Origin of the sequence: Pseudoalteromonas sp. SG44-1, assembly GCF_014164315.1 — a bacterium.
In the GTDB taxonomy this organism is placed as follows: Bacteria; Pseudomonadota; Gammaproteobacteria; order Enterobacterales; family Alteromonadaceae; genus Pseudoalteromonas; species Pseudoalteromonas rhizosphaerae.
Map to the genome: position 1 here is coordinate 18,318 of NZ_JACJEW010000025.1, position 24,901 is coordinate 43,218.

At 40.0% G+C, this 24,901-nt stretch carries 24 protein-coding genes and 1 riboswitch; of the genes, 7 read left to right on the forward strand and 17 right to left on the reverse strand.

The window, feature by feature from the left end:
• The first annotated feature begins 57 nt into the window (after positions 1-57).
• The gene (gene msrA, locus H5187_RS12770; RefSeq protein ID WP_182761524.1) at positions 58-594 is read left to right on the forward strand and encodes a peptide-methionine (S)-S-oxide reductase MsrA; all 537 of its coding nucleotides are present in this window, start codon (positions 58-60) and stop codon (positions 592-594) included.
• Positions 595-682: 88 nt separating this feature from the next.
• Here msrA and H5187_RS12775 read toward each other — a convergent pair whose 3' ends face one another.
• Positions 683-2,527, reverse strand: a complete 1,845-nt coding sequence (locus tag H5187_RS12775; protein WP_182797923.1) for a TonB-dependent receptor domain-containing protein — start codon at positions 2,525-2,527, stop codon at positions 683-685.
• Between the two features lie 33 nt (positions 2,528-2,560).
• Positions 2,561-2,739, reverse strand: a riboswitch (cobalamin riboswitch).
• 173 nt (positions 2,740-2,912) lie between these two features.
• Positions 2,913-3,395 carry a YajQ family cyclic di-GMP-binding protein gene (locus tag H5187_RS12780; protein ID WP_149981372.1) on the reverse strand — a complete coding sequence of 161 codons (483 nt, stop codon included), beginning with the start codon at positions 3,393-3,395 and terminating at the stop codon, positions 2,913-2,915.
• Between the two features lie 161 nt (positions 3,396-3,556).
• On the opposite strand from H5187_RS12780, the gene H5187_RS12785 reads away from it, so the two are divergent.
• Together H5187_RS12785 and H5187_RS12790 are read left to right on the forward strand one after the other, a co-directional pair.
• A complete protein-coding gene (locus H5187_RS12785) occupies positions 3,557-3,910 on the forward strand; it encodes a VanZ family protein (protein WP_149981373.1) in 354 nt (117 codons plus the stop codon).
• A complete protein-coding gene (locus H5187_RS12790) occupies positions 3,903-4,805 on the forward strand; it encodes a ketopantoate reductase family protein (RefSeq protein WP_182797924.1) in 903 nt (300 codons plus the stop codon). Before H5187_RS12785 ends, H5187_RS12790 begins: the two co-directional genes overlap by 8 nt.
• Positions 4,806-4,834: 29 nt before the next feature.
• Here the strand turns inward: H5187_RS12790 and thiI are convergent, their stop codons facing one another.
• Positions 4,835-6,292, reverse strand: a complete 1,458-nt coding sequence (thiI, locus tag H5187_RS12795; protein ID WP_149981375.1) for a tRNA uracil 4-sulfurtransferase ThiI — start codon at positions 6,290-6,292, stop codon at positions 4,835-4,837.
• Positions 6,293-6,396: 104 nt separating this feature from the next.
• Positions 6,397-7,047: a TetR/AcrR family transcriptional regulator gene (locus tag H5187_RS12800; protein ID WP_149981376.1), complete on the reverse strand. Its 651-nt coding sequence runs from the start codon at positions 7,045-7,047 to the stop codon at positions 6,397-6,399.
• A gap of 250 nt (positions 7,048-7,297) precedes the next feature.
• Between H5187_RS12800 and coaD the strand changes: the two genes are divergently transcribed.
• Positions 7,298-7,780 (forward strand): pantetheine-phosphate adenylyltransferase, encoded by a 483-nt coding sequence (gene coaD, locus H5187_RS12805; RefSeq protein ID WP_145235133.1) that lies wholly within the window; start codon positions 7,298-7,300, stop codon positions 7,778-7,780.
• Positions 7,777-9,171, forward strand: a complete 1,395-nt coding sequence (locus tag H5187_RS12810) for a capsule assembly Wzi family protein (protein ID WP_182797925.1) — start codon at positions 7,777-7,779, stop codon at positions 9,169-9,171. The genes coaD and H5187_RS12810 overlap by 4 nt, the downstream gene beginning before the upstream one ends.
• A 16-nt stretch (positions 9,172-9,187) precedes the next feature.
• Here the strand turns inward: H5187_RS12810 and H5187_RS12815 are convergent, their stop codons facing one another.
• From H5187_RS12815 to argC, 8 genes are all read right to left on the reverse strand, one after another.
• On the reverse strand, positions 9,188-9,652 hold the full coding sequence (locus H5187_RS12815; RefSeq protein ID WP_182797926.1) for a hypothetical protein: 465 nt from the start codon (positions 9,650-9,652) through the stop codon (positions 9,188-9,190).
• Between the two features lie 83 nt (positions 9,653-9,735).
• The gene (locus H5187_RS12820; protein WP_182797927.1) at positions 9,736-10,266 is read right to left on the reverse strand and encodes a hypothetical protein; all 531 of its coding nucleotides are present in this window, start codon (positions 10,264-10,266) and stop codon (positions 9,736-9,738) included.
• Positions 10,267-10,301: 35 nt separating this feature from the next.
• Complete coding sequence (locus H5187_RS12825) at positions 10,302-10,517, reverse strand: hypothetical protein (protein WP_182797928.1); 216 nt, start codon at positions 10,515-10,517, stop codon at positions 10,302-10,304.
• A 273-nt stretch (positions 10,518-10,790) separates the two neighbouring features.
• Positions 10,791-12,656, reverse strand: coding sequence for an argininosuccinate lyase (argH, locus tag H5187_RS12830; RefSeq protein WP_182797929.1), 1,866 nt, complete (start codon positions 12,654-12,656; stop codon positions 10,791-10,793).
• Between the two features lie 57 nt (positions 12,657-12,713).
• Positions 12,714-13,916 (reverse strand): argininosuccinate synthase, encoded by a 1,203-nt coding sequence (locus tag H5187_RS12835; protein ID WP_145235122.1) that lies wholly within the window; start codon positions 13,914-13,916, stop codon positions 12,714-12,716.
• 10 nt (positions 13,917-13,926) lie between these two features.
• Entirely contained in the window at positions 13,927-14,847 is a 921-nt protein-coding gene (locus tag H5187_RS12840; RefSeq protein WP_145235120.1) for an ornithine carbamoyltransferase, read from the reverse strand.
• 7 nt (positions 14,848-14,854) lie between these two features.
• Positions 14,855-15,616, reverse strand: a complete 762-nt coding sequence (gene argB, locus H5187_RS12845; RefSeq protein ID WP_182739879.1) for an acetylglutamate kinase — start codon at positions 15,614-15,616, stop codon at positions 14,855-14,857.
• Positions 15,617-15,622: 6 nt separating this feature from the next.
• Positions 15,623-16,627, reverse strand: coding sequence for an N-acetyl-gamma-glutamyl-phosphate reductase (gene argC / locus H5187_RS12850; protein WP_145235116.1), 1,005 nt, complete (start codon positions 16,625-16,627; stop codon positions 15,623-15,625).
• A 214-nt stretch (positions 16,628-16,841) separates the two neighbouring features.
• Between argC and argE the strand changes: the two genes are divergently transcribed.
• A complete protein-coding gene (gene argE, locus H5187_RS12855; protein ID WP_182718378.1) occupies positions 16,842-17,990 on the forward strand; it encodes an acetylornithine deacetylase in 1,149 nt (382 codons plus the stop codon).
• A 60-nt stretch (positions 17,991-18,050) separates the two neighbouring features.
• Here argE and panP read toward each other — a convergent pair whose 3' ends face one another.
• Positions 18,051-19,679: a pyridoxal-dependent aspartate 1-decarboxylase PanP gene (panP, locus tag H5187_RS12860; protein WP_182797930.1), complete on the reverse strand. Its 1,629-nt coding sequence runs from the start codon at positions 19,677-19,679 to the stop codon at positions 18,051-18,053.
• A gap of 273 nt (positions 19,680-19,952) precedes the next feature.
• Here panP and H5187_RS12865 point away from each other — a divergent pair, with 273 nt between their 5' ends.
• Positions 19,953-21,836 (forward strand): bifunctional diguanylate cyclase/phosphodiesterase, encoded by a 1,884-nt coding sequence (locus H5187_RS12865; protein ID WP_182718379.1) that lies wholly within the window; start codon positions 19,953-19,955, stop codon positions 21,834-21,836.
• Between the two features lie 55 nt (positions 21,837-21,891).
• Here H5187_RS12865 and H5187_RS12870 read toward each other — a convergent pair whose 3' ends face one another.
• The 4 genes from H5187_RS12870 to H5187_RS12885 are packed head-to-tail and all read right to left on the reverse strand — an operon-like array spanning position 21,892 to position 24,892.
• A complete protein-coding gene (locus tag H5187_RS12870) occupies positions 21,892-22,572 on the reverse strand; it encodes a tRNA (guanosine(46)-N(7))-methyltransferase TrmB (protein ID WP_182718380.1) in 681 nt (226 codons plus the stop codon).
• Positions 22,572-23,339: an ABC transporter permease gene (locus H5187_RS12875; protein WP_145235106.1), complete on the reverse strand. Its 768-nt coding sequence runs from the start codon at positions 23,337-23,339 to the stop codon at positions 22,572-22,574. The genes H5187_RS12870 and H5187_RS12875 overlap by 1 nt, the downstream gene beginning before the upstream one ends.
• Positions 23,340-24,272 carry an ABC transporter ATP-binding protein gene (locus tag H5187_RS12880; RefSeq protein WP_145235104.1) on the reverse strand — a complete coding sequence of 311 codons (933 nt, stop codon included), beginning with the start codon at positions 24,270-24,272 and terminating at the stop codon, positions 23,340-23,342.
• Positions 24,269-24,892, reverse strand: coding sequence for a flavin prenyltransferase UbiX (locus tag H5187_RS12885; protein WP_182718381.1), 624 nt, complete (start codon positions 24,890-24,892; stop codon positions 24,269-24,271). The genes H5187_RS12880 and H5187_RS12885 overlap by 4 nt, the downstream gene beginning before the upstream one ends.
• Between the last annotated feature and the right edge of the window lie 9 nt (positions 24,893-24,901).

Sequence of the window (24,901 nt, forward strand, 5' to 3'; positions counted from 1 at the left end):
TCGTTCTTCTGATACGCTAGATCATCCGTGTAATTTAACAGCTTTAAGGAACAACTAATGAGTATAACAAATGAAACAGCAACATTTGGTGGTGGCTGCTTTTGGTGTATTGATGCCGCGTTTAGGCGCGTGAAAGGCGTTTTACAAGTAAGCTCTGGCTATACTGGCGGCAAAACAACTAAGCCTACGTATAAACAAATTTGCACTGGCCTCACCGGCCACGCAGAGGTTGTACAGATTAAGTTTGACAGTAGCCTGATAAGCTACGAAACCTTACTGGCGATGTTTTTTACCCTGCATGATGCCACTCAGCTAAACCGCCAAGGTAATGATATAGGTACCCAATATCGAAGTGTGATTTATTATCATGATAGCGAGCAGCAAGCGCAAACTAATCAATATATTGCAAAATTACAAAGCCAAATACGCGAAGATATCGTCACTGAAGTTAGCCCTGCAACCACTTACTACCCTGCAGAGCAGTATCACCAAGACTACTACAACGAAAACCCTGAGCAACGCTATTGCAGTTTATTGATAGCACCAAAGCTGAAAAAGTTTGAAAAAGACTATAAACAGTTTTTAGTAAACTAAGCAAAGTGCTAAATAAGCATTTTCATCTAAATATAAAAAAGCCCGACAAACAAAGGTGTCGGGCTTTTTTATTTAAGCTAGAACGAGATCAGAACTGGTAGCTGGCGCCAACAAAGAAGCGACGGTCAACTGTATTGTAGTAAAACACTTCGCCAGTTGCATAATCCATACTTGAGTCAACCGCGTTGTATTGCTTATCAAATAAGTTTTCAACACGAGCAGAAAATGAAAGCGCACTGTTAAATTGATAATTTGCAGTTAAGTTCCATAACGTATAAGAACTAAGCTCTGTTACTTTACCTTGACGATCACTACGGTACTGCATATCAAAACCGGCATCAAAATCGCCCCACTGCTTCGCAACAGACCAGTTCACAGTACGTGGTGAAACATAAGTTTGTGCTACACCCGTTTCGGTATTTTCAGCATTTAAATAAGTAAAATTAAACTGATTATCAAAACCAAGTACTTTATTGGCAAAGCTAAACTCAACACCCTCATGGCGTGCTTCATTTATATTTTCTGGCTGCCATTTACCAGCTGCATTAGGTGCCCATGCAATTAGGTTTTCAATATTATTTCTGAATATTGATATATCAAGCTTTGCCTGAGAAAAGTCTAAACTCAAACCTAACTCTTGGTTAGTTGATGTCTCTGGTGCTAAATTTGGATTACCTGGAGATAAAGGGTCAGGAAAATAAAGATCATTAAATGTTGGCGCTTTAAAGCCCGTGCTTTGACTCAATCTAAGTGTTGCACGCTTATTTAAGTGATAACCAACAGCTGCGGCGTAAGTTGTTTCATTACCAAACTGCTCATCATCATCTAAACGCAATGCTAAATTTGCAATGACTTTATTGTCATCAAAATAGCCCCCAAGAAATGCAGCTTTAGCTACTTTGCTATCCGCTAGATAAGCCTTACCATTGGTATATATTTCATCTTTATACCAATTAAGCCCGCCATTAACGGTTAAAAATTGGCTTGCATTATAACTGCCGTGGTAATCAAATTGTTTACGTTTTGTTTTATAACTATTAGTAACAATCGCACCTGTGTAATCATAGCCTTTGTTGTCAGAATCATCGGTTGCAATAGCAACATTAATTGAGTGCTTATGATCGGTAAAGGATTTATCCCAACCCAGCCCTAGCTGATAATTTTCAAATTCATTATTTTCTACGATACTATCAATAGGCGAGAAAGCATTGTCGTATTGTGCATTACCTTCACTGTATTGACCCAGCGCTTTAAGCTCACCTAACAGCTCATCTGCATAGCGAATATTAAATCCTAAATTTTTGTTCTCATAACCATCTTCATCCGGCGCTACGCCTTGCAATACGTCAAAGCCATCCGTTTTTTCAAACCCAGCATTAAACGACGCTTTAACAGCATCAACTACCGTTGTACCTGCAACTTGATAATTTTGATAAGCATCAGTACCAAATGTTGCATCTAGGCTGACGGATTCCTTTGTACGAGTAATAATATTGATCACACCAGCGAGCGCGTCAGACCCATAAACTGCAGCACGAGAGCCTTTAACAATTTCAATGCGCTCTATTGAATTAAGAGGAATATTACTAATTGATTTATAACCAAGGGTTGCAGAGCCCGTACGTACGCCATCAATCAAAATAAGTGTATGTCGCGAGCTTGAACCGCGAAGTGACACGCCAGAACTTTGTCCAAAGCCACCATTGGAATTTATTTGAAAACCAACTTGGGTTGCTAGTAAACTCGGTAAATCACGGACATTACTTGTTTCAATATCACTGCGCTCAATAACAGTTACACTGGCAAGTACATCAGTAATTGATTGCTCAAATTTATTAGCTGTTACCGTCAGGCGTTCTATTGATTGCTCTGCAGACACAGAAAAAGACAACGCAGCGGCAATTGCTACGCCTAGAGTAGATTTGTTTAACATGATATCCCCTGACCCGCGCCCACCGCACAAGTGATAGTAAATTGACTTCAAGGCCGGTCTCCGGACTTAACATAACTCGCTAATAAATTTAGCTAAAAGTATGTATCACCGTTGCGGGGGCAGTGTTGGACTTCGTTTATATCCTATAAACGCCACCAACTTCCCGATTATCTTGCCGTACTTAATCAACAACCTTGAAAAGTAACCACAAGCACCTTGAAAATAGGTCGCTATTGTGATTATTTTAAGCACAAAAGTCAATGGACGGCTATACATCTAAATACTCTAGGTTCTAGGAATAACCATAAGTTCTAAACTAAAAAAGCCAAACTACATTGCTGCAATTTGGCTTTTTCTAGCACCTAGAAACCTAGCTCCTAGCTTTCTAATCTCTAAAGTTTTTAAACTGAAATGGTTGCCCTAAATCAGCACTGCGTACTACTTGCATGGCTTCTTGTAGGTCATCACGTTTTTTGCCCGTTACACGTACTTCTTCGCCTTGGATCGCAGCTTGTACTTTCACTTTAGAGTCTTTAATGGCTTTAACTACTTTTTTAGCCATATCTTTTTCGATACCTTGCTTTAGCGCAACATTACGGAAAACATTTTTTCCCGCACGTGAAATATCTTGCAGCTCTAAACTTGATACGTCCATACCGCGCTTTGATATTTTGCTCGCTAAAATATCAAACAACTGCATAACCTGTGAATCAGCTTCTGCTTTTAGTTTAATGGTTTTATCATTAAGCTCTATTGACGCATCAACGCCTCTAAAATCAAAGCGAGTTTCAAGTTCACGGTTAGCGTTATCAACAGCATTTTTTGCTTCGTTCATTTCGACTTCCGAAACAATGTCAAATGAAGGCATAAGTCTCTCCTAGCAAGATATTTTTAATTCAAGTTTATATTGTCGATAATTATACTATATAAATTTTATAAATCTTTACACTTTTCTATGCTTTGTTCAGCTGCGATACGAAATTTGTTTGATATACTACGGGTCTATTTTTAAACGATTTAGGATTTTTCGTGACTCGGCGTGTTTATCAAACCCTATTTTTAATCAGTATTCTGGTATTTACCTTTTTGTTTGCCCGCGATTTTAGGGGCGTTGGGGTATCGTCACTGCCTCACCTAGATAAGTTAGTACATTTTACTATTTTCTTTGTTCTGGCAGCCGTCATGGTCAGAGCATTCAAGCTACCTGTATTCGTTCACCTCGTGTTATTAGCATTTTATGGCATTGCTATTGAGCTAATGCAAAGCACAATCCCTTATCGTAGCGCCTCTGTTGCTGATGTTGTTGCTGACTTTTCTGGGGCTGCTAGTTTCTTTTTGTTGTTCGGTATTTATTCTCGTTTTAAAAAGAATCAAAATGGCTAATATATTCGTCGTTGGCGATGGTGCCATTGGGCTGCTCTATAGCCATTATTTGAGTCAACAGCACAGGGTCACCCTACTTACCAAGCATGCTATTGACGAACCTCGTTTTTATCAACAAGCAAACGCGCCAAAACAAACAATTAATTGCCAACTGACAAACCTGACTCAATTATCCGAGCACGGCCAAGTCGATGTTATTATTTTTACTGTTAAAGCATATCAAGTTGCCACCGCATTTAGGCAACTAAAGCCTTTTTTAAGCGCTCAATGCCAATTAATTTTATCTCACAATGGCATGGGTAATGTAGATGAAATAAATAGCGAACTTACAAAACAACAAGGACTATATTTTTTAACAACACGTTTAGCGGGCTACAAAGATGCACCTTTTAGTGTGTTGCATACTGGTATCGGGAGCAGCATTTTAGGTGATTGTAACCAGCAAGCAAAAACACAACTCGCTGAAGTTAAAAATCTACTAAACGCTATTCCTGAATTAACAACCACAAATAATATACAACAATTACGCTTTGAAAAATTACTCGTTAATATTGCTATTAATCCACTCAGTGCGCTGCACAATGTGAAAAATGGCGCACTGACTGCACCACAGTTTAGTGGCATAATTTTAAATATCTTAAACGAAGCGTGTACCGTAGCAAATAAACTAGGTATTAATGTGCGACTTGCTGAAGCGTTAGCGAACGCCTATCAAGTGATGAGTGATACCAAAAACAATTACTCATCAATGCATCAAGATGTCGCCCATAATCGCATCACAGAAATTGACGCGATGTGCGGTTATATTTGCCAAAAAGGTAATCAACTCGGTATTAATACCCCTCACAATCAATCTTTACTCGATGCTATCAGACATAAAAAAAGCGCGATTTAACTCGCGCTTGTTATTAATAACTATCAACCTTACGGGCGATAAACTTTAACATTGGCAAAGCCATTTTCATGTAAAATAAGCGCCTGTAGCTGACTCATTACACCTTTAGTGCAATATAAGTAGTAGTCTTTGTCTTGCGGTAGGTCTGCAAATTTGGTCGCTAAGCGGAAAAATGGCAAATGCACAACTTCTATCCCATTAATTTCAAGCGGTGCTGCATCTTCTTCTTCCGGCGAGCGAATATCAACAACAACTGCATCAGCTGGTAAATCAGAAACTGACTCGGCCTCTTTTAGCTCTTGTTTAGCTTCAACGTCAATGTCACGAATATCCATAATACGTGCGTTTTCAATAACAGTATTGAGCACATCAAAATCAAACTTTTGCTCTTCAGCTTCTACTACGGCAATTTTAGCTTTAACTGTAGGCTTTTTAGAAATCACACCACAGTATTCCGGCATAGTTTCGGCCATTTCTGCGGTGCCAATTTTACGAGCGATGTTTATAATTTCTTGTTTGTCGTGTTGGATCAGCGGGCGTAATATAAGCGTTTCGGTAACACGGTCAATCACACTTAAGTTGGCTAATGTTTGACTTGAAACTTGGCCTAGACTCTCACCGGTAACGAGCGCTTGAATCCCCATTTTTTCAGCTATTTGGCTGCCTGCACGCATCATCATACGTTTGAGGACTACACCCATTTGACTGTTTTCAACATTTTCTAAAATTTCGGCAACAACGGGGTCAAAGTCAACACTGATAAATTTAACTTTATGGGTTGAGCTAAACTGCTTCCAAATATAATAGCTGGCTTGTTTAACACCAATCTCGTGCGCCGCACCGCCTAAATTGAAGAACAAAAAGTGCGTACGAGCGCCTTTGCGGATCATTTGATAACTAGCAACGCCCGAGTCAAATCCACCTGACATTAACGACAAGACATCTTCTTGCGTTGGTAATGGGAAACCGGCCATACCATGATGGGTGTGCGTTACGACGTAAGCTTTATCATCTTTAATTTCAAGACGAATAGTTACTTCAGGATTTTTCAGTCTTACGCTGGCACCATCGACGTGCTGATTTAAACCACCACCCACATAACGCTCTACATCGGTAGAGGTGAAATCATGCTTACCTTGGCGCTTACAACGTACACAGAATGTTTTGCCCACGACGGTGTGGCCAACCATATCTAACGCTTTTTCGTAAATATCGTGCAGGTTTTCGTAGTTAGTTTCGGTCACTTCAATAAACTGCACAATACCAGGGATCCGTTGTAAGCCATCGATAAAATCAAGGCGCATTTGTGCGTCATCTGATTTAGTTACGACGGATATATTGTCCCAGTTATTTTGTACTTGTACTTTTTCGTCAAGCTTGCGTAACACAATTTTAATGTTGTTTTCTAACAACTTAGTAAAGCGTTTACGCACAGAGCGGCTTTTAATGGCTATTTCAGGATGGAGTTTGACGATAAATTTAAGCATAGTTTACTCGTTAGACAATATTTAGGATTCACGCACCCACGTGTTGGGCGCGCGATTATAACAAAAAATCTAACGTCTAGGAAATAAACAACCGCTGCGTTTAATTAAACAGGCTCTGCTTGTGCCGCTAATTTACTGTATTTTTCGCGTAACAAGTTAATTTTTGGGATACTTTGCTCGGTACCAAATGCTTTAAAAAGCGCTAACACTTTTAAAATACCATTATAAATATCTTGCTGCATTAACTCACCGCTTAACCGTCTGGCTTTAATGTAAGGAGTCCAAAAACTGACGGTGATTTTTAGCATATGAGCAAGTTCAACGGTATCTTCATCATCAATTGCGATCATCCCACCTTCACGCAGGCCAATCACAATTTCGCGCACTTGACTTAACAAAGCCTCTTGAAACTCAATATAATCTTTTTTCAGTACTTCGTCGCGAGATAAAATGTCACCCAAATTGTCATAGAAAAAATGAAAACGCCACATCAACTCAAACAAAGCATCAAGATACCCAGTTAAGTGTGTTAGTGCTTCATCCTGCTTTTCCATTGGCACAAATTGAGTGTGTAAATGCTTACTATATAATGCAAATATATGGCGAATAATGTCTTCTTTATTTTTAAAGTGATAATAAAGATTACCGGGACTGATGCCCATATGTGAAGCGATATGGTTGGTTGTGACCGCACGCTCGCCATGTTGGTTAAATAGCATTATGCTGGTTGTAATTATTTTATCCTTGGTACTCATATCCTGCTACTCTGATTATTTTTATTAGAGTAAATGCCCATAATTCACTCAGTATTATTAGCCGCGCAGTATATACAAATATAATCCAATAAAATACCACCTTGAAAATTTCTAATCCATAATTCGTAGTTATTGTTTCTTATTGAAATAAACTCATTTACAAATGAAAATATGCAGTCGCAATTTGCAGGCTGATCTGGACAACAAAGACTGTTAATATAACCCTCAAAATAACACTAAGATGATATTTATGAAAGTCACCGCAATTTATCCTGGCACCTTTGATCCATTAACCAATGGACACACAGATCTGATTCAGCGGGCAGCTAAAATGTTTGATACTGTAATTGTTGCAGTTGCTCACAATCCTAGTAAAAAACCCTGCTTTAGCCTAGATGAGCGGGTAGCAATTGCCAATAGTTTACTCACTCATTTAGATAACGTTAGCGTGATCGGTTTTTCTGGATTATTAGCTGATTTAGCACGCGATCATAGTGCGAATGTACTGATCCGCGGTATTCGTGCGGTGTCTGACTTTGATTATGAGTTTCAGCTTGCCAATATGAATCGTCGTTTAAATCCTGATTTAGAGAGTGTTTTTTTAACCCCAGCTGAAAAGAACTCATTTATCTCTTCAACCCTAGTTAAAGAAGTCGCGCGTCATAAAGGCGATGTCAGTGAGTTTGTACACCCTATTGTAGTAAAAGCATTACAGGAAAAGTTACACGGATGAAGTTAAATATCTATTTAAGCACCCTTGTTGTGATTGCCACACCCGCGTTTGCATCACCTTGGATTGAAAGTGACGACCCTTTATTACGAGCCTCAATTGAGATGCTCTTTAACCAAGGCGTGATTAAACAACCGATCAATAGTTATCCCTTGATGTGGCAAGGCATTGCCAGAGATTTAAATACAATTGAAAGCAGCAGTTTATCAACACAAAGTCGATTTGCTTATCAACACGTAAAACATGCCTTAGAGAACGCTAAACAAGGCAGTAGCTCTGGTGTGAGGCTTAACTACAATAGTGAGCCGACTTTGCAACAAAGCTTTGGCAAACGCGATCAACAAAAAAGTGGCATTAATAGCTATGGCTCTATCACTGGCGACCGTGTTAGCGCCAAAGTCAGTGTTAATTACGCTGATCAGGCACTTGATGATGAACACATAAACTATCATGGCAGCTACTTAGCAGTATTAATGGGCAATTGGTCTGTTAGCGCCGAACAAGTAAGCCATTGGTGGGGACCAGGTAACGACAATGCATTACTACTGTCGAATAATGCCGCACCAATGAAAGGGCTAAGAATTAACCGTGCTAACACCCAATATGTCGGCCCAAGTTGGTTATCATTCATAGGTAACTGGCAGTTGACTGGTATTTACGCAAAACAAAAACCACATTTAAGTAATGGTGAAAAAGGTGACTACTGGGCTATGCGCTTTGCCAGCACACCACTACCAGGACTTGAGGTTGCATTTAGTACCGCAAGCTCTGATTATTTAACCAATACAGAAGTAAATCCTAATACGCTGGAAGTAATAACAACTAAGCAACGCTTAACAAGCTTAGATGCCAAATACTCAACCACTATAGCAGAGCAACCGATTGCATTTTACACCGAGATAATGGGAAAAAATGACAGTGGCTTAGCGCCAAGTGATGCTTTTTATACAATTGGCGTTGAGAGCTTTTTTGGCGGCCAAGAGCAATTACTAAAAACCTATTTTGAATATTCAAATACACAACAAGATTGTACAGCCCAACTTAGTTGTGACGATGCTAATGAAGCATTTATTAATTATGCCCAAGCCTATAATCATAAAGATCGGTTAATTGGCTCTGCAACACCACAGCAAAGTAAATCAGCAGTATTAGGTGCGCATTATCATACTATGAACGGTTATGGCGGCTATGCGAAGTTACGTTGGTTTAAAACTGACATCACCGACTTGACCCAAGTCGCCGAAACGTTTGAACGCTTACAATTAGAGCTTGGTTATCAGCAGGCTATTTTTAGTGGTTTATGGAAGATCAGCGGCTCAGTGTATAAAGACGAACTTGCTAACGAGTCTGATACCAACAGCGCATTAAAAACCAGCTGGGAATACCGGTTTTAAGTTTTAGGCGAGGCCTCTAGTTTTTTAGGCCTCGCAATCGGTTATAACCACGAACTAAACCTAAAAAGTCTTTATTACATAATAAAGCAATTATCATCATCACATCAGATACATTTACCACCACAGCATATACATTCCAAAACCACCAAGGTCCAATATATTCACCATAATGAGTATCTGCAAACATACCTATAAATAAAGCTATATTGACACTAAAGCCGACTACGATGTAGAGCTTAGCTGGTAACTTTGTTATTTTTTTATTTTTTGCTATGAAAAGGATAATAATCAGAGTAAATACGTCACAAATAGCCCAAATTAAATATGCGTCCGCATAATTTAAAATATCAAAACCAAAATTAAGATTTAGAAGTGGATCGAGCAGTAAATAGGATAGAAATATAGTAAGTGCGACCCACATACGAGTGCGTTCGCCACCAGGTTTAGATGATTTTTGCACAAGACAATACAAAAAAGTCATTAGAAATCCCCACATAATAAATGTGGCCATATAAAAACTAATGTATTGTTGAAAAAAATCCACGAATAATTACAGTGGTTAAATTAACAGTTTTTAAAATTAGTGATTTGTTTTTTCTGCTTCCTTTTAGAAAGTAATTTACCTATGTGTAGCCAATCCTTTCCAAAAATAAGCGTAACAACCATAAAGAAATCTATAACAGTTATCCCTATTGAATAAAAACTCCAAAACCACCAATAATTTTTATTGTCAAACACCACAATATCAATATGTATTCCTAAGAAAATCAATGTATTGATAGTTAACCCAGCAAGTATATATTTCAGAGTGGAAGTGTAAGGTAGTTTTAACAGTTTGTGTGAAACTAGAAGGGCTATAATGGTTAGAAAATCATATTTAACCCATATCAGATAAACATACATGCCAGCATTGAGATCTACAAATTCATAACTCAATCCATACGATACCAGCATTATAAGAGAGATAACGAGAGGTGAGCTGCTTCTGTCCTCAATGGTAAACTTGAGTAACAAATTGTATAAACAAGCCATTAACAATCCCCAAATGATAATACTATCAAAGTGAATTCCTAAGGACGTTAAATCAAAATACATACACCATCTCGTTTGTTCTTGACCTAACTAGCAAATTAAGTAGGACGACGACGATCAGGATCAGTTGATAGACCACCACCACCGCGCTGGATTTCAGCTTCACCTTTAGCCGCTAGTAAGGCTTCATTAGATATAGACACTGTATCAGATTGTAGGGTTTTATTACTAGCGCTTTGTTCAAGTGCTGGCTTTGATTGTTGCATATTATTGTATGCTTGCATTTGTAATTGGCTGTTAGCTGTAACTTGCATAAGATTAATCCTTTCAATAAATGTTGAATAAATGACTTATTAAATAAGCCACTGTTTTTAACGCTCTGATAACTGCTTGGCGCTTTTAAAGATGAACTCACGCTGAGCCATCTTACATCTAGTAATAAGCAATTACTGATCCAACATTTTAAAAAACGATCTTTTTTGATCTTTTATTTGCTACAGCGCATCCCACACAACAGGTCATACCAGATATGATAAGGCATAAAAAAACGCACAGGGATAACCGTACGTTTTTTATATCCAGGGATTTTAAGCTACATTTTTACACGGGATCTCCGCGTTCCGACTTTGCTTCAAAATAAATTCCATCGCGACTTCGTCACAATTGTCTCTGCGTAAACACAGTTCACAATCTTTCATTACCTTTTCCGGTAAGCTGTCTTTGGTACAGAATGTGAAACCTTGTTTTTCAAAGAAATCAGGTACTCGCGTCAAAACAATGATGCGATTGAGTGCCAATTTTTTGGCTTTAACTAATAAATGTTCAACTAACTGACGACCTTGCCCAGTAATACCGGTTTCAGGATCTATCCCTAAAGAACGAATTTCAGCAAGACCAGTATCATAAATATACAGTGATGCGCAGCCCGCGACTTCTCCAGCAACTTCGGTAACTGCAAACTCATTGATTGAATGTACCATGTCGCTTTTAGCACGCGGTAAATTTTCACCTACCGTAGCCCAGTGCTGGATCAATTTAGCAATTGACTCTACATCGTCAAGATTAGCGTCACGAACTGTTATTTGCTGTTTTTTTTTGGCATCTTTAACTGCAACTGTAACTTGCTCTAAAGATGTACCACCAAGTGCTTGGCGCGCTTTTATACATGCGTCTATCTCTAGTACAGCATATACGTCCTGTGCAAAAATACTATGCACCGATTGGAATTGTTCTAAACTTAAATCTTCTAAGTTATTCCCTTGTGCGATAGCCATTTGTACCAACACACCAACAATATGATGACCTTCCCTAAAAGGGATCCCTTTGGCGACTAAATAGTCAGCAAGCTCTGTCGCATTTGAATGCCCGCCCTTAGCAGCGGCTAAAGTACGATCGCCATTTACTTTTATACCTTTGATACACGCTTGCGCCATATGAATACAAGCAAGCCACGTTGGCATGGCATCAAATAAGCCTTCTTTATCTTCTTGCATATCTTTATTATAGGCAAGTGGCAGTGCTTTTAACGTCATCATCATGGCACTAAAGGCACCAAATACACGCCCTGTTTTGCCGCGAATAAGCTCTAGCGCATCGGGGTTCTTCTTTTGTGGCATCAATGATGAGCCTGAAGTAACATTATCTGCTAACTCAATGAAACCTGCTTCACCCGAATTATAAAAGATCAAATCTTCTGACATACGCGATAAATGGATCATAGAGATTGATGCACAGCTTAATAGCTCAACCACAAAGTCACGATCTGATACGGCATCTAAACTATTTTTAGTCGCAGCGGTAAAACCTAACCCCACGGCAAGTGCTTGCCGATCAATTGGGTACGCAGTACCGGCAAGTGCCCCACTGCCCAAAGGGCAAAAATTCATTCGCGCTTTAGCATCTGCTAAACGGCTTTCATCACGTTCGATCATTTCCACGTAAGCCATACACCAATGACTAAACAACAATGGCTGAGCACGTTGTAAATGGGTATAACCAGGTAAGATAGTGCCCAGCTCACGTTCAGCTAAAGCGATAAACTCACCTTTTAACTGACCAAGCGCCGTAAGTATGTGAGCGGCGGTATCACGACACCATAAACGAAAGTCAGTAGCGACCTGATCGTTACGACTACGTCCGGTATGTAATTTTTTAGCTAAGTCACCCACTTTTTCGATCAATGCAGCTTCAACATGTGAGTGAATATCTTCAGCTCCTGACGTTGCCACAGCTTGTGGATCAGCTTTTACTTCGTCGAGTAATTCATATAATGCAGCGACTAACTTTTTGTGTTCGTCACTACTTAATACGTCAACCTGCTTAAGGGCACCTGCCCACGCTACAGAGCCAACTATATCTTGCTCTGCGAGTTGATAATCGAAGGGAAGTGAGTCGTTAAATTGTTTAAACGCCTCATCTGGACCCGTAGAAAAACGTCCGCCCCATAATACCATGAAATCTCTCCAAACCCTGAAATTGCCCCGCCTTATTGTTACGAGGCTGTAGTAAAATTACTTCTTCGCTAGTGCTGAAATTCTGCTTGAAAGCGAGAATAAACGAATAAAGCCTTCAGCATGCGATTGGTCGTAAACATCATCTGCACCAAACGTTGCAAAATCTTCGCTGTATAAGCTATTAGGTGATTTTTTCTGAACCGCTGTTACCTGGCCTTTATAAAGCTTAAGAATAACTTCGCCAGTAGCAACTGTTGATAACGCTTCTGCGCCCGCTAAGATTGAATCTTTAAGTGGTGTAAACCAACGACCGTCATAGACTAAATGTGAAAACTCGCCGCCCAGTACTTCTTTCCATTTGCGGCTTGCTTTATCAAGTACTAACTCATCAATCGCTTGTAATGCCGCCATGATCACTGTGCCACCAGGGGTTTCATAACAGCCACGGGATTTCATGCCCACTAAACGGTTTTCAACGATATCAACACGACCAACACCATGCGGGGATGCAATATCATTAAGTTTAACTAGACAGTCATACGGTTTAAGCTGCTCGCCATTGACAGCAACAACTTCACCTTCAACCACGTTTAAGGTAACAAATTCAGGCTCATTGGGTGCTTGCTCTGGTGAGCTAGTCCAAGTCCACACTTGCTCACTTGGTTGACACCACGGATCTTCAAGCTCGCCACCTTCGTGAGAAATATGCCATGCGTTTGCATCACGGCTGTAGATTTTAGTTGCCGATGCAGAACATGGAATATTACGCTCTGCCAAGTAATCAAGTAATGACTCACGGCTTGATAAGTCCCACTCACGCCATGGCGCAATAACTTGAAGATCAGGCGCAAGGGCCGCAAAACAAGATTCAAAGCGCACTTGGTCATTACCTTTACCTGTACAACCATGAGAAAGTGCATCAGCGCCTACTTTACGAGCAATCTCAACTTGCGCTTTAGCAATAATAGGACGTGCCATTGACGTACCTAATAAATAAGTACCTTCGTAAATTGAACCGGTTTTTAACGTTGGGTAAATATAATCACTTACCATTTCGTCTTTTAAGTCAACTACATAACATTCAGAAGCACCAGATGCGATCGCTTTTGCTTCAACGCCTTCAAGTTCTTCAGCACCTTGACCTACATCGGCCACAAACGCGATAACTTCACAACCGTAGTTTTCTTTTAACCATGGCACGATGGCTGACGTATCTAAACCACCAGAATAGGCTAATACAACTTTTTTAATAGAACTCATTGGTGATACCTTACACAAAATTTGGATTTAATAATGAAACAAGCAATGCGTTTTGCGCATGCATACGGTTTTCTGCTTGTTGTATAATTTTTGACGCCGGACCATCCATTACCTCAGAAGTAATTTCAAATTCACGGTGTGCTGGCTGGCAATGCAGTACAGTGTCAGCCCCAGTCTGTTTAAGCAACGCCGCATTTAATTGATACGGCATGTACTTTTCTTTTACTTGTTCAAGTGGCGTATCATCGCCCATTGATACCCATGTATCGGCATACACTGCGTTAGCGCCTACAGCCGCTTCAACACGATCACTCACCATCACTGATGCACCATTCATTGCGGCAATTTGCTCAGCCTGCTTTAAAATTTGCGAGTCTGGTGAACTGCCTTTAGGGCATACGGCAACAAAATCGGTGCCTAAAGTAGCCGCAAGTAACATCAGTGAATGCGTTACGTTGTTGCCTTCACCTAAATAAGCTAATTTTAGCTGGCTTACATCGCCATATACTTCTTGCAGTGTTAGAAAGTCAGCAAGTGCTTGGCATGGATGATATAAATCGCACAAACTGTTGACCACAGGTACGCTTGAAAATTCAGCAAGTGTGGTTAATGTTTTATGCTGATATACCCGCGCCACAATACCGTCAGCCCAACTGGCAATGTTCAATGCAAAGTCTTTTACTGATTCACGTGCGCCCATGGCGCCATTTTGTGAATCAAGATACACCGCATGTCCACCTAACTTATTAATACCTATATCAAATGATAAACGCGTACGTAAGCTTGGTTTTTCAAATAAAGTAACCACCGATTTGCCAGCCAGTGCTTGACTAAAATCAGCTGGGTTAGCTTTAATTTTTTGCGCTAAGTTAAGTAATTTAAGTGCGCCTTGTTGGTCTAACTCTAGACCCGATAAAAAATGATTAAACATATAAAACCTATGGTGTAATTTTTGTTCCGACGTGCTCACCCGCGAGTAGAGCAATTAAGTTTTCTGGCTTTTGCCAGCTCGAAATGTAAACGCCACGTCGTAAGTGCTGGGCAGCAAGAAGGCTGGTCTTAACTTTGACCTCCATCCCACCCAAAATTACTCCTTCTGCAATTAAAGTATTGATCTGGTTTGTGTCAAGTTGATGTAACGGCCGTTTATTTGCATCAAGTACAGCTTCTACATCAGTCATAAAAATAATTTCCGCATTAAGCTCTTTAGCTATTGCCGCCGCCGCTTCATCAGCGTTTACGTTATACCAAAGGCCATCTTCACCAAAACCGATAGAGCTGACCAGAGGTAAACGACCAAGTTTTAATAACTCCGGTATCACACTTTGCACACCGCCGTCACAATTACCAACTTGACCAAGCGCTTTGAGTTTTTGTGACGAAATAATGCCCGCTTCGTATAAACTAAGCCCGACCGGTTTATGACCTGCGATAATTGCTTGGCTCATTAATTGTTTATTAGCACACCCCGCAAGCGCGCCAACAATATAAGGCATTTGCTCTTTTGGACTGATGCGTAAACCTTGATGTTTCGCACTAGCAAAACCAGCCTCAGTCAACCAATTATCAACTAGTGAACCGCCACCATGAACGATGACAAATTGTGCTTGAGTTTGCGATGCAAGCGCCTCAAATAACGCTTTAGCCGCGTCTTCTGTATTGAGTACTGCACCACCGAGTTTAATGACCCATGTTTGCATTACTAACTACCCTTTTAAACCTGTACTATGGGCAATACCCATGGCTAAATTAATGCACTGCAATGCTTGCCCTGCAGCACCTTTTAATAAGTTATCAATAGCTGCCATCACAATTAGCTGCGTACCTTGCTGCTGCCATGCAATATCAACGTAAGGCTGCTTTGCAACTCCTTTAATTGATGGCATTTTATTACCAAGCAATCTGATCAGTGGCTCATCAGCAAGCACTTGATAAGCTTGTGTAACTTGCTCTGGTGTAACTCCAGGTTTCAATTGCACATAAATAGTTTCTAAAATACCGCGTGGAAAATTACCTAAATGCGGCGTAAATAGCACCTTGTGACCTAAATGCTGCTCAATCTCAGGACTGTGTCTATGATTAAACAATCCATAAGGTGCTAACGACACTTCACAAAAATGCGTGGCTACACTAGCTTTACGCCCCGCACCGGTTACACCCGATACAGCATTAATAATAATGGTTTGCTCGGCTAATAAGCCGGCTTGTTGCAATGGTTTTAACGCATTCAGCGCTGCTGTTGGATAGCAACCAGCCACAGCGACTAACTGCGCCTTGGCGATTGCTTCACTATTCCATTCAGCCAATCCGTAAGCCGCTTCACTTAGTAATTCCGTATGTTGATGCGCAAAACCATAATAGGTTTGATAATCTTCATTACTGCTTAAACGGTAGCCACCCGATAAATCAAATACTTTTTTGCCCATGCTTAAAAAACGTGGCGCTAAGTCAACACTCACTTTATGATCAGTACACAAACATACAAAATCGGCCGACTTTTCAATATCGTTATAAGCGCTATCACTAAGAGGCAATAAAGGAGAATCAAGCAAACCTAAATGCTCAGGATACAAGTCACTTAATAATTTACCCTTATCTAAGCTTTGCTCAGATACATAGCAACCAGCTAAGGTTAATTGCGGGTGTTTTACTACCAAACTTGCTAATTCTGCGCCGCTATAGCCACTTGCGCCAATAATCACTACTTTCATTCGTTACTCTTTTTGGTTTTTTGTTACTACATATATATTCAAATCGGGTTTAACAGTGCATAAAACACTATTTTATGAATGAAATCTGGTTATCGTCGTTTTATATTCATTGCGTCGCTTTAATATATTTATGCTTAAAAAGTGAATTGATATTCATCATAAATACTTTTATATTGTTATGCAATTAGATTGAATACTTATTTTGGATTTTTTTATGTCATTACCGTCTTTTTTATCTATGTATCAGCAATTGATTGCTGCACCTTCAATTAGTGCCATGGATGAGTCATTGTCTATGAGCAATAAAGGGGTGATCGATTTATTAGCTACTTGGTGTACAAGTCTTGGATTTGAATGTGAAATTACTGAGTTGTCGGGCCCTAAAGGTCGTTTTAACTTACTCGCAAAACGTGGCCAGGGAGATGGTGGTTTAATGCTTGCCGGTCATACCGATACAGTCCCATTTGATGATAGTCGTTGGAACTATAATCCGTTTAAATTAAGTGAAGATAACAATAAATTATATGGTCTAGGCAGTATTGATATGAAAGGTTTTTTCGCTTTTGTATTACAGGCAATCAGTGAACTAGATAAGAATATTCAAACACAGCCAATTTTGATTCTAGCTACTGCCGACGAAGAAACCACCATGGCCGGTGCACAGCAAGTTTGTCAGCATAAAAACTTAAAGCCAGCTCGGTGTATTATTGGTGAACCTACTGATATGACGCCTGTTTTCACACATAAAGGACATATGAGCAGCGCGATTCGCGTAGTCGGTCGTTCCGGACATAGCTCTGATCCTGAACGTGGTTTAAATGCCATTGAAGTGATGCATAAAGTTATTGCAAAACTGTTAACTTTAAAAGAGCAATTAAAGAATAAATATGCAGTTGAGCATTTTGTTATTCCTTACCCTACTTTAAATCTAGGACACATTCATGGTGGCGATAATGCGAATCGCATATGTGGCTGCTGTGAAATGCATATTGATATGCGCCCATTACCGGGTCTAAGTGTGCAAGAACTGCAAATGATGCTGTTAAAAATAGCTACAGAGATCAACAACCAATATCCCGATTCAGTCAGTGTGATGGATATGCACGAGCCCATCCCCGCGTTTACCGGCAGTACTGATTCGGCATTAGTTAAACTGGCAGAAAAAATATCAGGAGAGCAAGCAGTTGCAGTGAACTACTGTACTGAAGCACCATTTATTCAACAATTGGGTTGTGAAACGATTGTGATGGGACCGGGTTCAATTAATCAGGCTCACCAACCCGATGAATTTTTGGCGATGGAAAAAATTAAACCATCTCAACATATTATCACTGAAATGATCAGAACATCGTGTTTTAGCTAACAAAGAAAGTGCTGCTTGCGTTATCCCCACGCAACCTGGGAATAACGCAACTGTTACTGCTCAGTCCATGTATTTACTAAGGTATTTCTTAAATACAGGATCTGTTTTAGCCAGCTCTTTTTGCTCAGCAAGTATATCTTTTAAAATACTCTCTGATGTCAGCGGATTTGCAAGTACGACTCGAAATACCACTGTAGGTTGATGATCATACTGCGCGGGAGTTAAACGGGTACGGGATACAAATGAACGACCGGCTTCACGTTGGCGTTTTTGCATACTGGCAGTAAAACGATTTAACGAGGCAAAGATATCCAAACGCGTTTGTTCATCTGCTTGAGCTATTTTTTGTTTTATCTGTTTTGGCACATAACGGTATGTCAGTAAACATAACTCAGGTTCTGAGATCAGCTCAAAGTCGTCATCTGCTTTCACTAAATCAGCAAAGTAGCGAGCTTTTTCAATCCCTTTATCTATTAAGATTTCGTAGCCTTTACGGCCAATAACGCGTAAGCAAGCATGCACTAACATCGCCATACCAGGACGACTACCTTCAAGCGTATGACTACCTAAATCTTTTGATCCTTTACGTAAGATGTATTCTGCATGATGTTCTATAGCATCCGTAGCTGTAGGATCTTTAAAAAGCACTAACCCAGCGCCCATTGGCACATACATTTGTTTATGAGCATCGATGGTAATTGAATCTGCTCGCTCAATGCCTTTCAGTAACGAGCGATATGTATTAGAAAGCAGCGTAGCTCCTCCCCATGCTGCATCGACATGAAAATGGCAGTTGAGTTCAGCGCTTAAATCAGCCATAGCATCAAGAGGATCAATATTGCCAGTTTCAGTCGTGCCGGCTACCCCAACAATCGCCATCACTTTTATACCTTGCGCTGCTAGCTCATGGGCTTTGGCGCGCATTGCATCAACATCAACCTTATTGTTATCTGCAGTTTTAATGGCAATAAAGTTATCACGACCAATGCCAAGTAAATCAGCTGATTTTCCTAGCGAGTAATGGCCACGTTCAGAAATAAGTACTGCAAGGCCTTTATATCCATAATGCAACATGGCACTGATCAAACCTTGTGAACCAATCCCTTTAAATTCGCCGTCCGCTTTCAGTAAGCGATTACGAGCAATCCACAATGCGGTAATATTGGCGATTGTGCCACCCGAACAAAACGCACCTAGCGACGTTTTCGCACTGTGCATCCATTTGCTATAAAAACTGTCATCTTGCCCGTATGCCAAATGATGCATCATACCAAGCACTTGGCGCTCAAGTGGAGTAAATGCTTTGGAGGTTTCTATTTTTACTAAGTTTTGATTAAGACCAACCATCAACTTAGAAAGTGGCAATACAAAATGCGGTAATGCTGACGTCATGTGCCCAATAAAGCTTGGCGCAGCGGTATGCACTGAATGAGCGACAAGTTGCTCCATAATATCTTGCGCATAAGCAGATACAAAAGTCGGATCTTCTGGGATTGCTGCCGATTGAAAATCTTTTTCAATCTCATGCAATGGCTTTTCAATTGCCGCTATGTTCTCATTCAAAAAACCTGCTAAATTGCTCGAGATCTCAAGTTCGATTTTACTCAAAGTTGAGTCTGGTGCTTCAGGCACAGTAAATATACGCATCAGAGTTTCTTTAGAGGCGACGGCACAACGCTTTTGATCCATCTTTATACCCAGTAAATGTAGCTTTGTTTAGCTGAAGATCCATCTCTAGGAACTCCATTACTAATAACGCCAAAACTACAATGATTCCACGAAATGCGTTAACTCTACTGTAATAGAGTTGAAATGTCTCGTATAAAGCCACAAAAGTAGCCAATTGCATGACAAATTAATGATAATTTGATTAATATTTATCATTCAAATAACTAACTATATTTTTATAGGCGATACAGCCTTTTTTTGTATAATAGAAGGGCTAATAAATCAAGGAAGAGCATGATAAATACAAATTTACGGACAAATTGGATAATCGCGGGTTTCATGCTGTTTTTTATCAGTTTATTGAGCTACATCTATTACACCTACAACAGCACTCGTAACGATATTATGCACAGCGTTGATACTCGATTACTCAATGCGGCATTAAGCGTTAAGCATATGCTTGGTGATGAATACCATCAAAAAATCAATGCAGGCCAATATATATCATCAACCGAATACCAACAAAAAAGCCGGCAACTTTCAGAGTTTGCTAATGCGTTAAATATCGCTTATGTATATGCCATGGTTTTAAAAGACGGTAATGTACATTTTAGTGCATCGAGTTACACTCAGAACGATCAAAATACCGGTAAAATCACCCAATTACTCGATCTATACCCTGAAGCAACTGCCGCTAATATTGGCGCGTTTTATTCAACAGAGCCAGTGTTTGAAATTTCAAAAGATCAATGGGGGCATTTTAAAACAATTTTTGTCCCTTTTGTCGATGCCAATGGAGTCACCTATTTAACTGGGGCCGATATCACCATATACGATCTCAATCAGCGATTAGCGCAAAGTGTATCTAAAGCTGCGGGCATGGCTATGTTTTTCTTTTTTATTGCTCTGTTGGTTGCCGGTATTTATGTGTATTTATTGAAACGTGCGATTTCAACCGATACCAGTAGTGGCTTTGCCAATCATATTGCACTTGAATATTATATTAAAAACTCCCCTAATCATCATCTGCAACTTGCTGTTATTTGGGTAAATGAAGTTGAAGATATAAGCAGTTTTTATGGTACAGAAGTAGGCGACCGCGTTATGAAAAACTTGTTGCAACACTTCAAAAAGCGCCGCCCTGCGGGTAGCCAGATGTTTCGTCTAACGACCAACAAAATAGTCCTCATCGCTCCTTTTGGTAAAGATAATGCAGGTTTTCTCGAGGTGATCCAAGCTTATAATTGCAGTACCCCATTACTTACCGACCCTTTTATATACATCACCTTGTGCGCAGGCATCGCCAGTGGCAATAAATCAATGTTACTTGAAAATGCTCATATTGCCGCATTACAAGCCAAACAAGGTCGCCGCACTGTGATTAATTACTCAAGCGCACTCCATGATGTAAAAAACCAATATCAGTACAATGTAGCAATGGCAAAAGAAGTGCGTGAAGCATTTGAGAACAATAGAATTGTGCCTTATTTTCAGGCAATTTATGATAATGAAACGAATGCCATTATTCAGTATGAATGTTTGGCTCGCATGATCACCTGTCACGGGGAAGTCCTAAAACCAGAATCATTCTTAGATGTCGTTAATCGCTCTCGCATGGATGGAATGCTCACCCGCACAATGCTCACACAATGCTTTGCACGATTTAGAAAAACCAGTACGTGCTGGAGCATCAATATCACAGCCCAAGATATGCTTGACCCAAGCCTTGCTGAATTTTTAGAAAACGAATTTAAACGCTATCCACTACCGAGTAATATCACCCTAGAACTATTGGAAACCGAAGCTATCGCAAATTTTTCTGAGGTAAAAGCATTTATAACCATGGTTAAAAATCGTGGTGTACGGGTAATAATTGATGATTTTGGTACAGGTTATTCGAATATATCTAATGTACTAAAATTAGAAGTAGATGGCATTAAGCTTGATGGTAGTTTGATCAAGCAAATTATCAACGATAAAGATATTTATTTATATATTGAGCATATTGCCAGCTTTGCTAAGCAACTCAACTTACAGCTAATTGCTGAGCATGTAGAGAGTAAGCCTATCGCCAACGCGCTTAAAAAAGCTAATGTGACACTAATGCAAGGCTATTACTTTGCCGAGCCTGTGCCACATATTACTGCAAATAAAAACCAACCGTATCCAATCTCTTAACCTAAACTCAGGTTAAGAGATTTACGAAAACATTAAGTTATAAAATACTTAATTTTTATTTCGAGCCAGGATCTAAATTAATTACTAAACGGTGACTTTGTTGACCACTTGCCCAATATTTACGTTCAAATGGCGTAACTGCCAAATCATTTTGATAAAGCTCTACTGTGCAGTCATGTCCGGTGAGTTTGAGTGCTTGAGCAAACTCTTTCACATAAATATCCCAATTGCTGCGAACTTCTAACAGCCCACCTAATTTAACGATAAATGGAAAAATAGCAGCGCCATGCCAGCGACGTTGAATATGCTTCGCTTTTGGCCACGGATTTGGATACAGCAAATAATGATGTGTGGGTTGCCAATTAGCCGCCACTGCGAGTCGCCAAAAGTCATTTAAATCGGCTTGCACTAAAATGTACTGACCTGAATCGGTTTGTTTATATTCAATGTCATGCTTATCTAAACGATGCGATGACTTATCAATACCTATAACTAACGCATCAGGATGTCGTTTCGCTAAATTAGCGGTGCTTTCACCTACCCCACAACACGAATCTAAAATAATGGGCCCATTAAAAGCCTGCACTTTTTCATTTACTTGATCAAACGCCGTTTGCGTATGAGCTGCAATGGGTTTTTTAAACTGGGCAGCTAAATGCTTATTAACTATATCATCCAGCTTTTCATGTAAGCCTTGTTGATTCGATACAATACTTCGTGAATTTGCATCACTCATTAGTGTCTTAACCCCACACCTTTTTTAATTAACGTTAAAGCTAATATAAATAAGGCTGTAATAAATAATAACAACACGCCAAATGCGACCGTTAAATCAACATCCGACACGCCTAAGAAACCATACCTAAAGGCATTAACCATATAAATAATTGGATTAACCTGCGATACGCCTTGCCAAAACTCTGGCAATAAAGTGATTGAGTAAAACACACCACCTAGATAGGTCAATGGCGTTAAAATAAAGGTCGGAATTATACTGATATCGTCAAAGCTATTAGCATAAATAGCATTGATCAAACCGCCTAAAGCAAATACCGCAGAAGTTAAAATTACTGTCGCGATGATCACAAAAATATTATGGATTTGAATATCCACAAATAATAACGACACACACGTAACAATTAATCCCACCAGCATGCCACGGGTCATACCACCGCCCATATAGCCAAGCACAATGATATAATTAGGCACGGGTGCAACTAACAGCTCTTCAATACTTTTTTGAAACTTGGTTGAATAAAAGCTTGATGCCACATTAGAATACGAATTAGTGATCACCGACATCATGATAAGACCCGGCACAATAAACTCCATATAACTAAAGCCCCCCATATCACCAATACGAGAGCCTATAAGATTACCGAAAATCACAAAGTACAAACTCATAGTGATTGCCGGTGGTACGAGTGTTTGTACCCAGATACGCAAAAATCGAATGCACTCTTTAAACCATAAACTCTTTAAGGCTACGCCATATTTAAACATCTACTTGCCCCGCCCTTGCTCTAGTAAACCTACAAACAACTCTTCTAATCGGTTAGCTTTATTACGCATGCTAAGCACGGTATTGCCCTGCTCGGTTAATGCTGTAAATACTGCATTCAAGCCCTGTGATTTGGCTACTTCAACCTCAATAGTATGATCATCAGCCATAGTAAACTTATAACCATCAAGCGTAACGGTAACCGGCTGGACAGGCTGTTTTAAATCAAGAATAAAGGTTTCTTTATCTAGTTTGGCAAGCAGTGCTTTAATGGTGGTGTTTTCAACGATAATGCCGGAATCAATAATCGCGATATTTTTACACAGCAGTTCGGCTTCTTCTAAGTAATGGGTGGTGAGAATAATCGTCACCCCCTGCTCATTAATTTGTCTTAAAAAATCCCACATCGAACGGCGTAATTCAATATCTACACCGGCGGTTGGCTCATCTAAAATTAGCAGTTTTGGTTCATGCATTAACGCGCGAGCAATCATTAAACGACGTTTCATGCCACCTGATAGTGTTCGTGCTTGTTTGTCTTTCTTTTCAAGTAAGCCTAATTGCGCTAAATATTTATCCGCTCGTTGATGCGCCACCTTACGGGGAACTCCGTAATAACCCGCTTGATTTACCAGTATTTGCGTCAACGTTTCAAACTGGCTAAAGTTAAACTCTTGTGGCACTAAGCCTAGTTGTGATTTAGCGGCTTCTAAATCTGAATCTATGTTGTGACCAAACACCTCTACTAAGCCTTTGGTTTTATTAACCAATGATGAGATCACCCCAATGGTAGTTGACTTACCCGCGCCATTTGGGCCTAACAAGGCAAAAAAATCACCTTCATATACTTTTAGATCAACGCCTTTAACGGCTTCAACACCATTTTTATATACTTTGGTAAGGCCTTCAATATTCAAAGCCAATGCTTTACTCATGATTTACCCTCCCCATAACCCCAACGTTTAGTTAGTGTGTGTGCAATATTTAAATGATCTAAAATACGTGCAACCATAAAATCAACTAAGTCGTTAATGGTTTGCGGTTGATGATAAAACCCCGGTGCAGCTGGCATAATTGTTACCCCGAGCTTTGCGAGCTTTAGCATGTTTTCTAGATGGATTTCACTAAATGGCGTTTCTCGTGGCACTAAAATTAACTGACCACGCTCTTTAATCACGACATCAGCGGCGCGCTCTAATAAATTATCAGAGGCCCCCATCGCTATTGCAGAGACCGAGCCTGCACTACACGGGCACACGACCATTTTTTTCGGCGCTGCAGAGCCAGACGCCACAGGGCTAAACCAGTTATCTTTACCAAATACTTGTAACTGCCCTGGCTGTGATTTAAATAAGCTACTTAATTGTTCGGTGGCTTTATCTTCATTGGCTGATAATTTAATGTTTGATTCAGTATCTAGCACTACACGCGCCGCGCTTGAGATCAATACATACACGCGAAACTGCTGCGCGAGCAATACTTCAAGTAATCGTAAGCCATATGGCGCGCCTGACGCACCACTAAAGGCCAGCGTTATGGTTTCTTTATATTGCACTGTCGCTCC

Coding starts and splice junctions, on each gene's coding strand:
- argH (WP_182797929.1), bottom strand. CDS start 12,656: ATGGTATTATGGGGCGGACGTTTTTCTACGGGTCCAGATGAGGCGTTT.
- H5187_RS12870 (WP_182718380.1), bottom strand. CDS start 22,572: ATGAGTGATGCAAATTCACGAAGTATTGTATCGAATCAACAAGGCTTA.
- argE (WP_182718378.1), top strand. CDS start 16,842: ATGTCATTACCGTCTTTTTTATCTATGTATCAGCAATTGATTGCTGCA.
- H5187_RS12865 (WP_182718379.1), top strand. CDS start 19,953: ATGATAAATACAAATTTACGGACAAATTGGATAATCGCGGGTTTCATG.
- argC (WP_145235116.1), bottom strand. CDS start 16,627: ATGAAAGTAGTGATTATTGGCGCAAGTGGCTATAGCGGCGCAGAATTA.
- argB (WP_182739879.1), bottom strand. CDS start 15,616: ATGCAAACATGGGTCATTAAACTCGGTGGTGCAGTACTCAATACAGAA.
- panP (WP_182797930.1), bottom strand. CDS start 19,679: ATGGATCAAAAGCGTTGTGCCGTCGCCTCTAAAGAAACTCTGATGCGT.
- H5187_RS12840 (WP_145235120.1), bottom strand. CDS start 14,847: ATGTTTAATCATTTTTTATCGGGTCTAGAGTTAGACCAACAAGGCGCA.
- thiI (WP_149981375.1), bottom strand. CDS start 6,292: ATGCTTAAATTTATCGTCAAACTCCATCCTGAAATAGCCATTAAAAGC.
- H5187_RS12880 (WP_145235104.1), bottom strand. CDS start 24,272: ATGAGTAAAGCATTGGCTTTGAATATTGAAGGCCTTACCAAAGTATAT.
- coaD (WP_145235133.1), top strand. CDS start 7,298: ATGAAAGTCACCGCAATTTATCCTGGCACCTTTGATCCATTAACCAAT.
- H5187_RS12820 (WP_182797927.1), bottom strand. CDS start 10,266: ATGTATTTTGATTTAACGTCCTTAGGAATTCACTTTGATAGTATTATC.
- H5187_RS12780 (WP_149981372.1), bottom strand. CDS start 3,395: ATGCCTTCATTTGACATTGTTTCGGAAGTCGAAATGAACGAAGCAAAA.
- H5187_RS12800 (WP_149981376.1), bottom strand. CDS start 7,047: ATGAGTACCAAGGATAAAATAATTACAACCAGCATAATGCTATTTAAC.
- H5187_RS12835 (WP_145235122.1), bottom strand. CDS start 13,916: ATGAGTTCTATTAAAAAAGTTGTATTAGCCTATTCTGGTGGTTTAGAT.
- H5187_RS12825 (WP_182797928.1), bottom strand. CDS start 10,517: ATGCAAGTTACAGCTAACAGCCAATTACAAATGCAAGCATACAATAAT.
- H5187_RS12815 (WP_182797926.1), bottom strand. CDS start 9,652: ATGACTTTTTTGTATTGTCTTGTGCAAAAATCATCTAAACCTGGTGGC.
- H5187_RS12775 (WP_182797923.1), bottom strand. CDS start 2,527: ATGTTAAACAAATCTACTCTAGGCGTAGCAATTGCCGCTGCGTTGTCT.
- H5187_RS12875 (WP_145235106.1), bottom strand. CDS start 23,339: ATGTTTAAATATGGCGTAGCCTTAAAGAGTTTATGGTTTAAAGAGTGC.
- msrA (WP_182761524.1), top strand. CDS start 58: ATGAGTATAACAAATGAAACAGCAACATTTGGTGGTGGCTGCTTTTGG.
- H5187_RS12810 (WP_182797925.1), top strand. CDS start 7,777: ATGAAGTTAAATATCTATTTAAGCACCCTTGTTGTGATTGCCACACCC.
- H5187_RS12790 (WP_182797924.1), top strand. CDS start 3,903: ATGGCTAATATATTCGTCGTTGGCGATGGTGCCATTGGGCTGCTCTAT.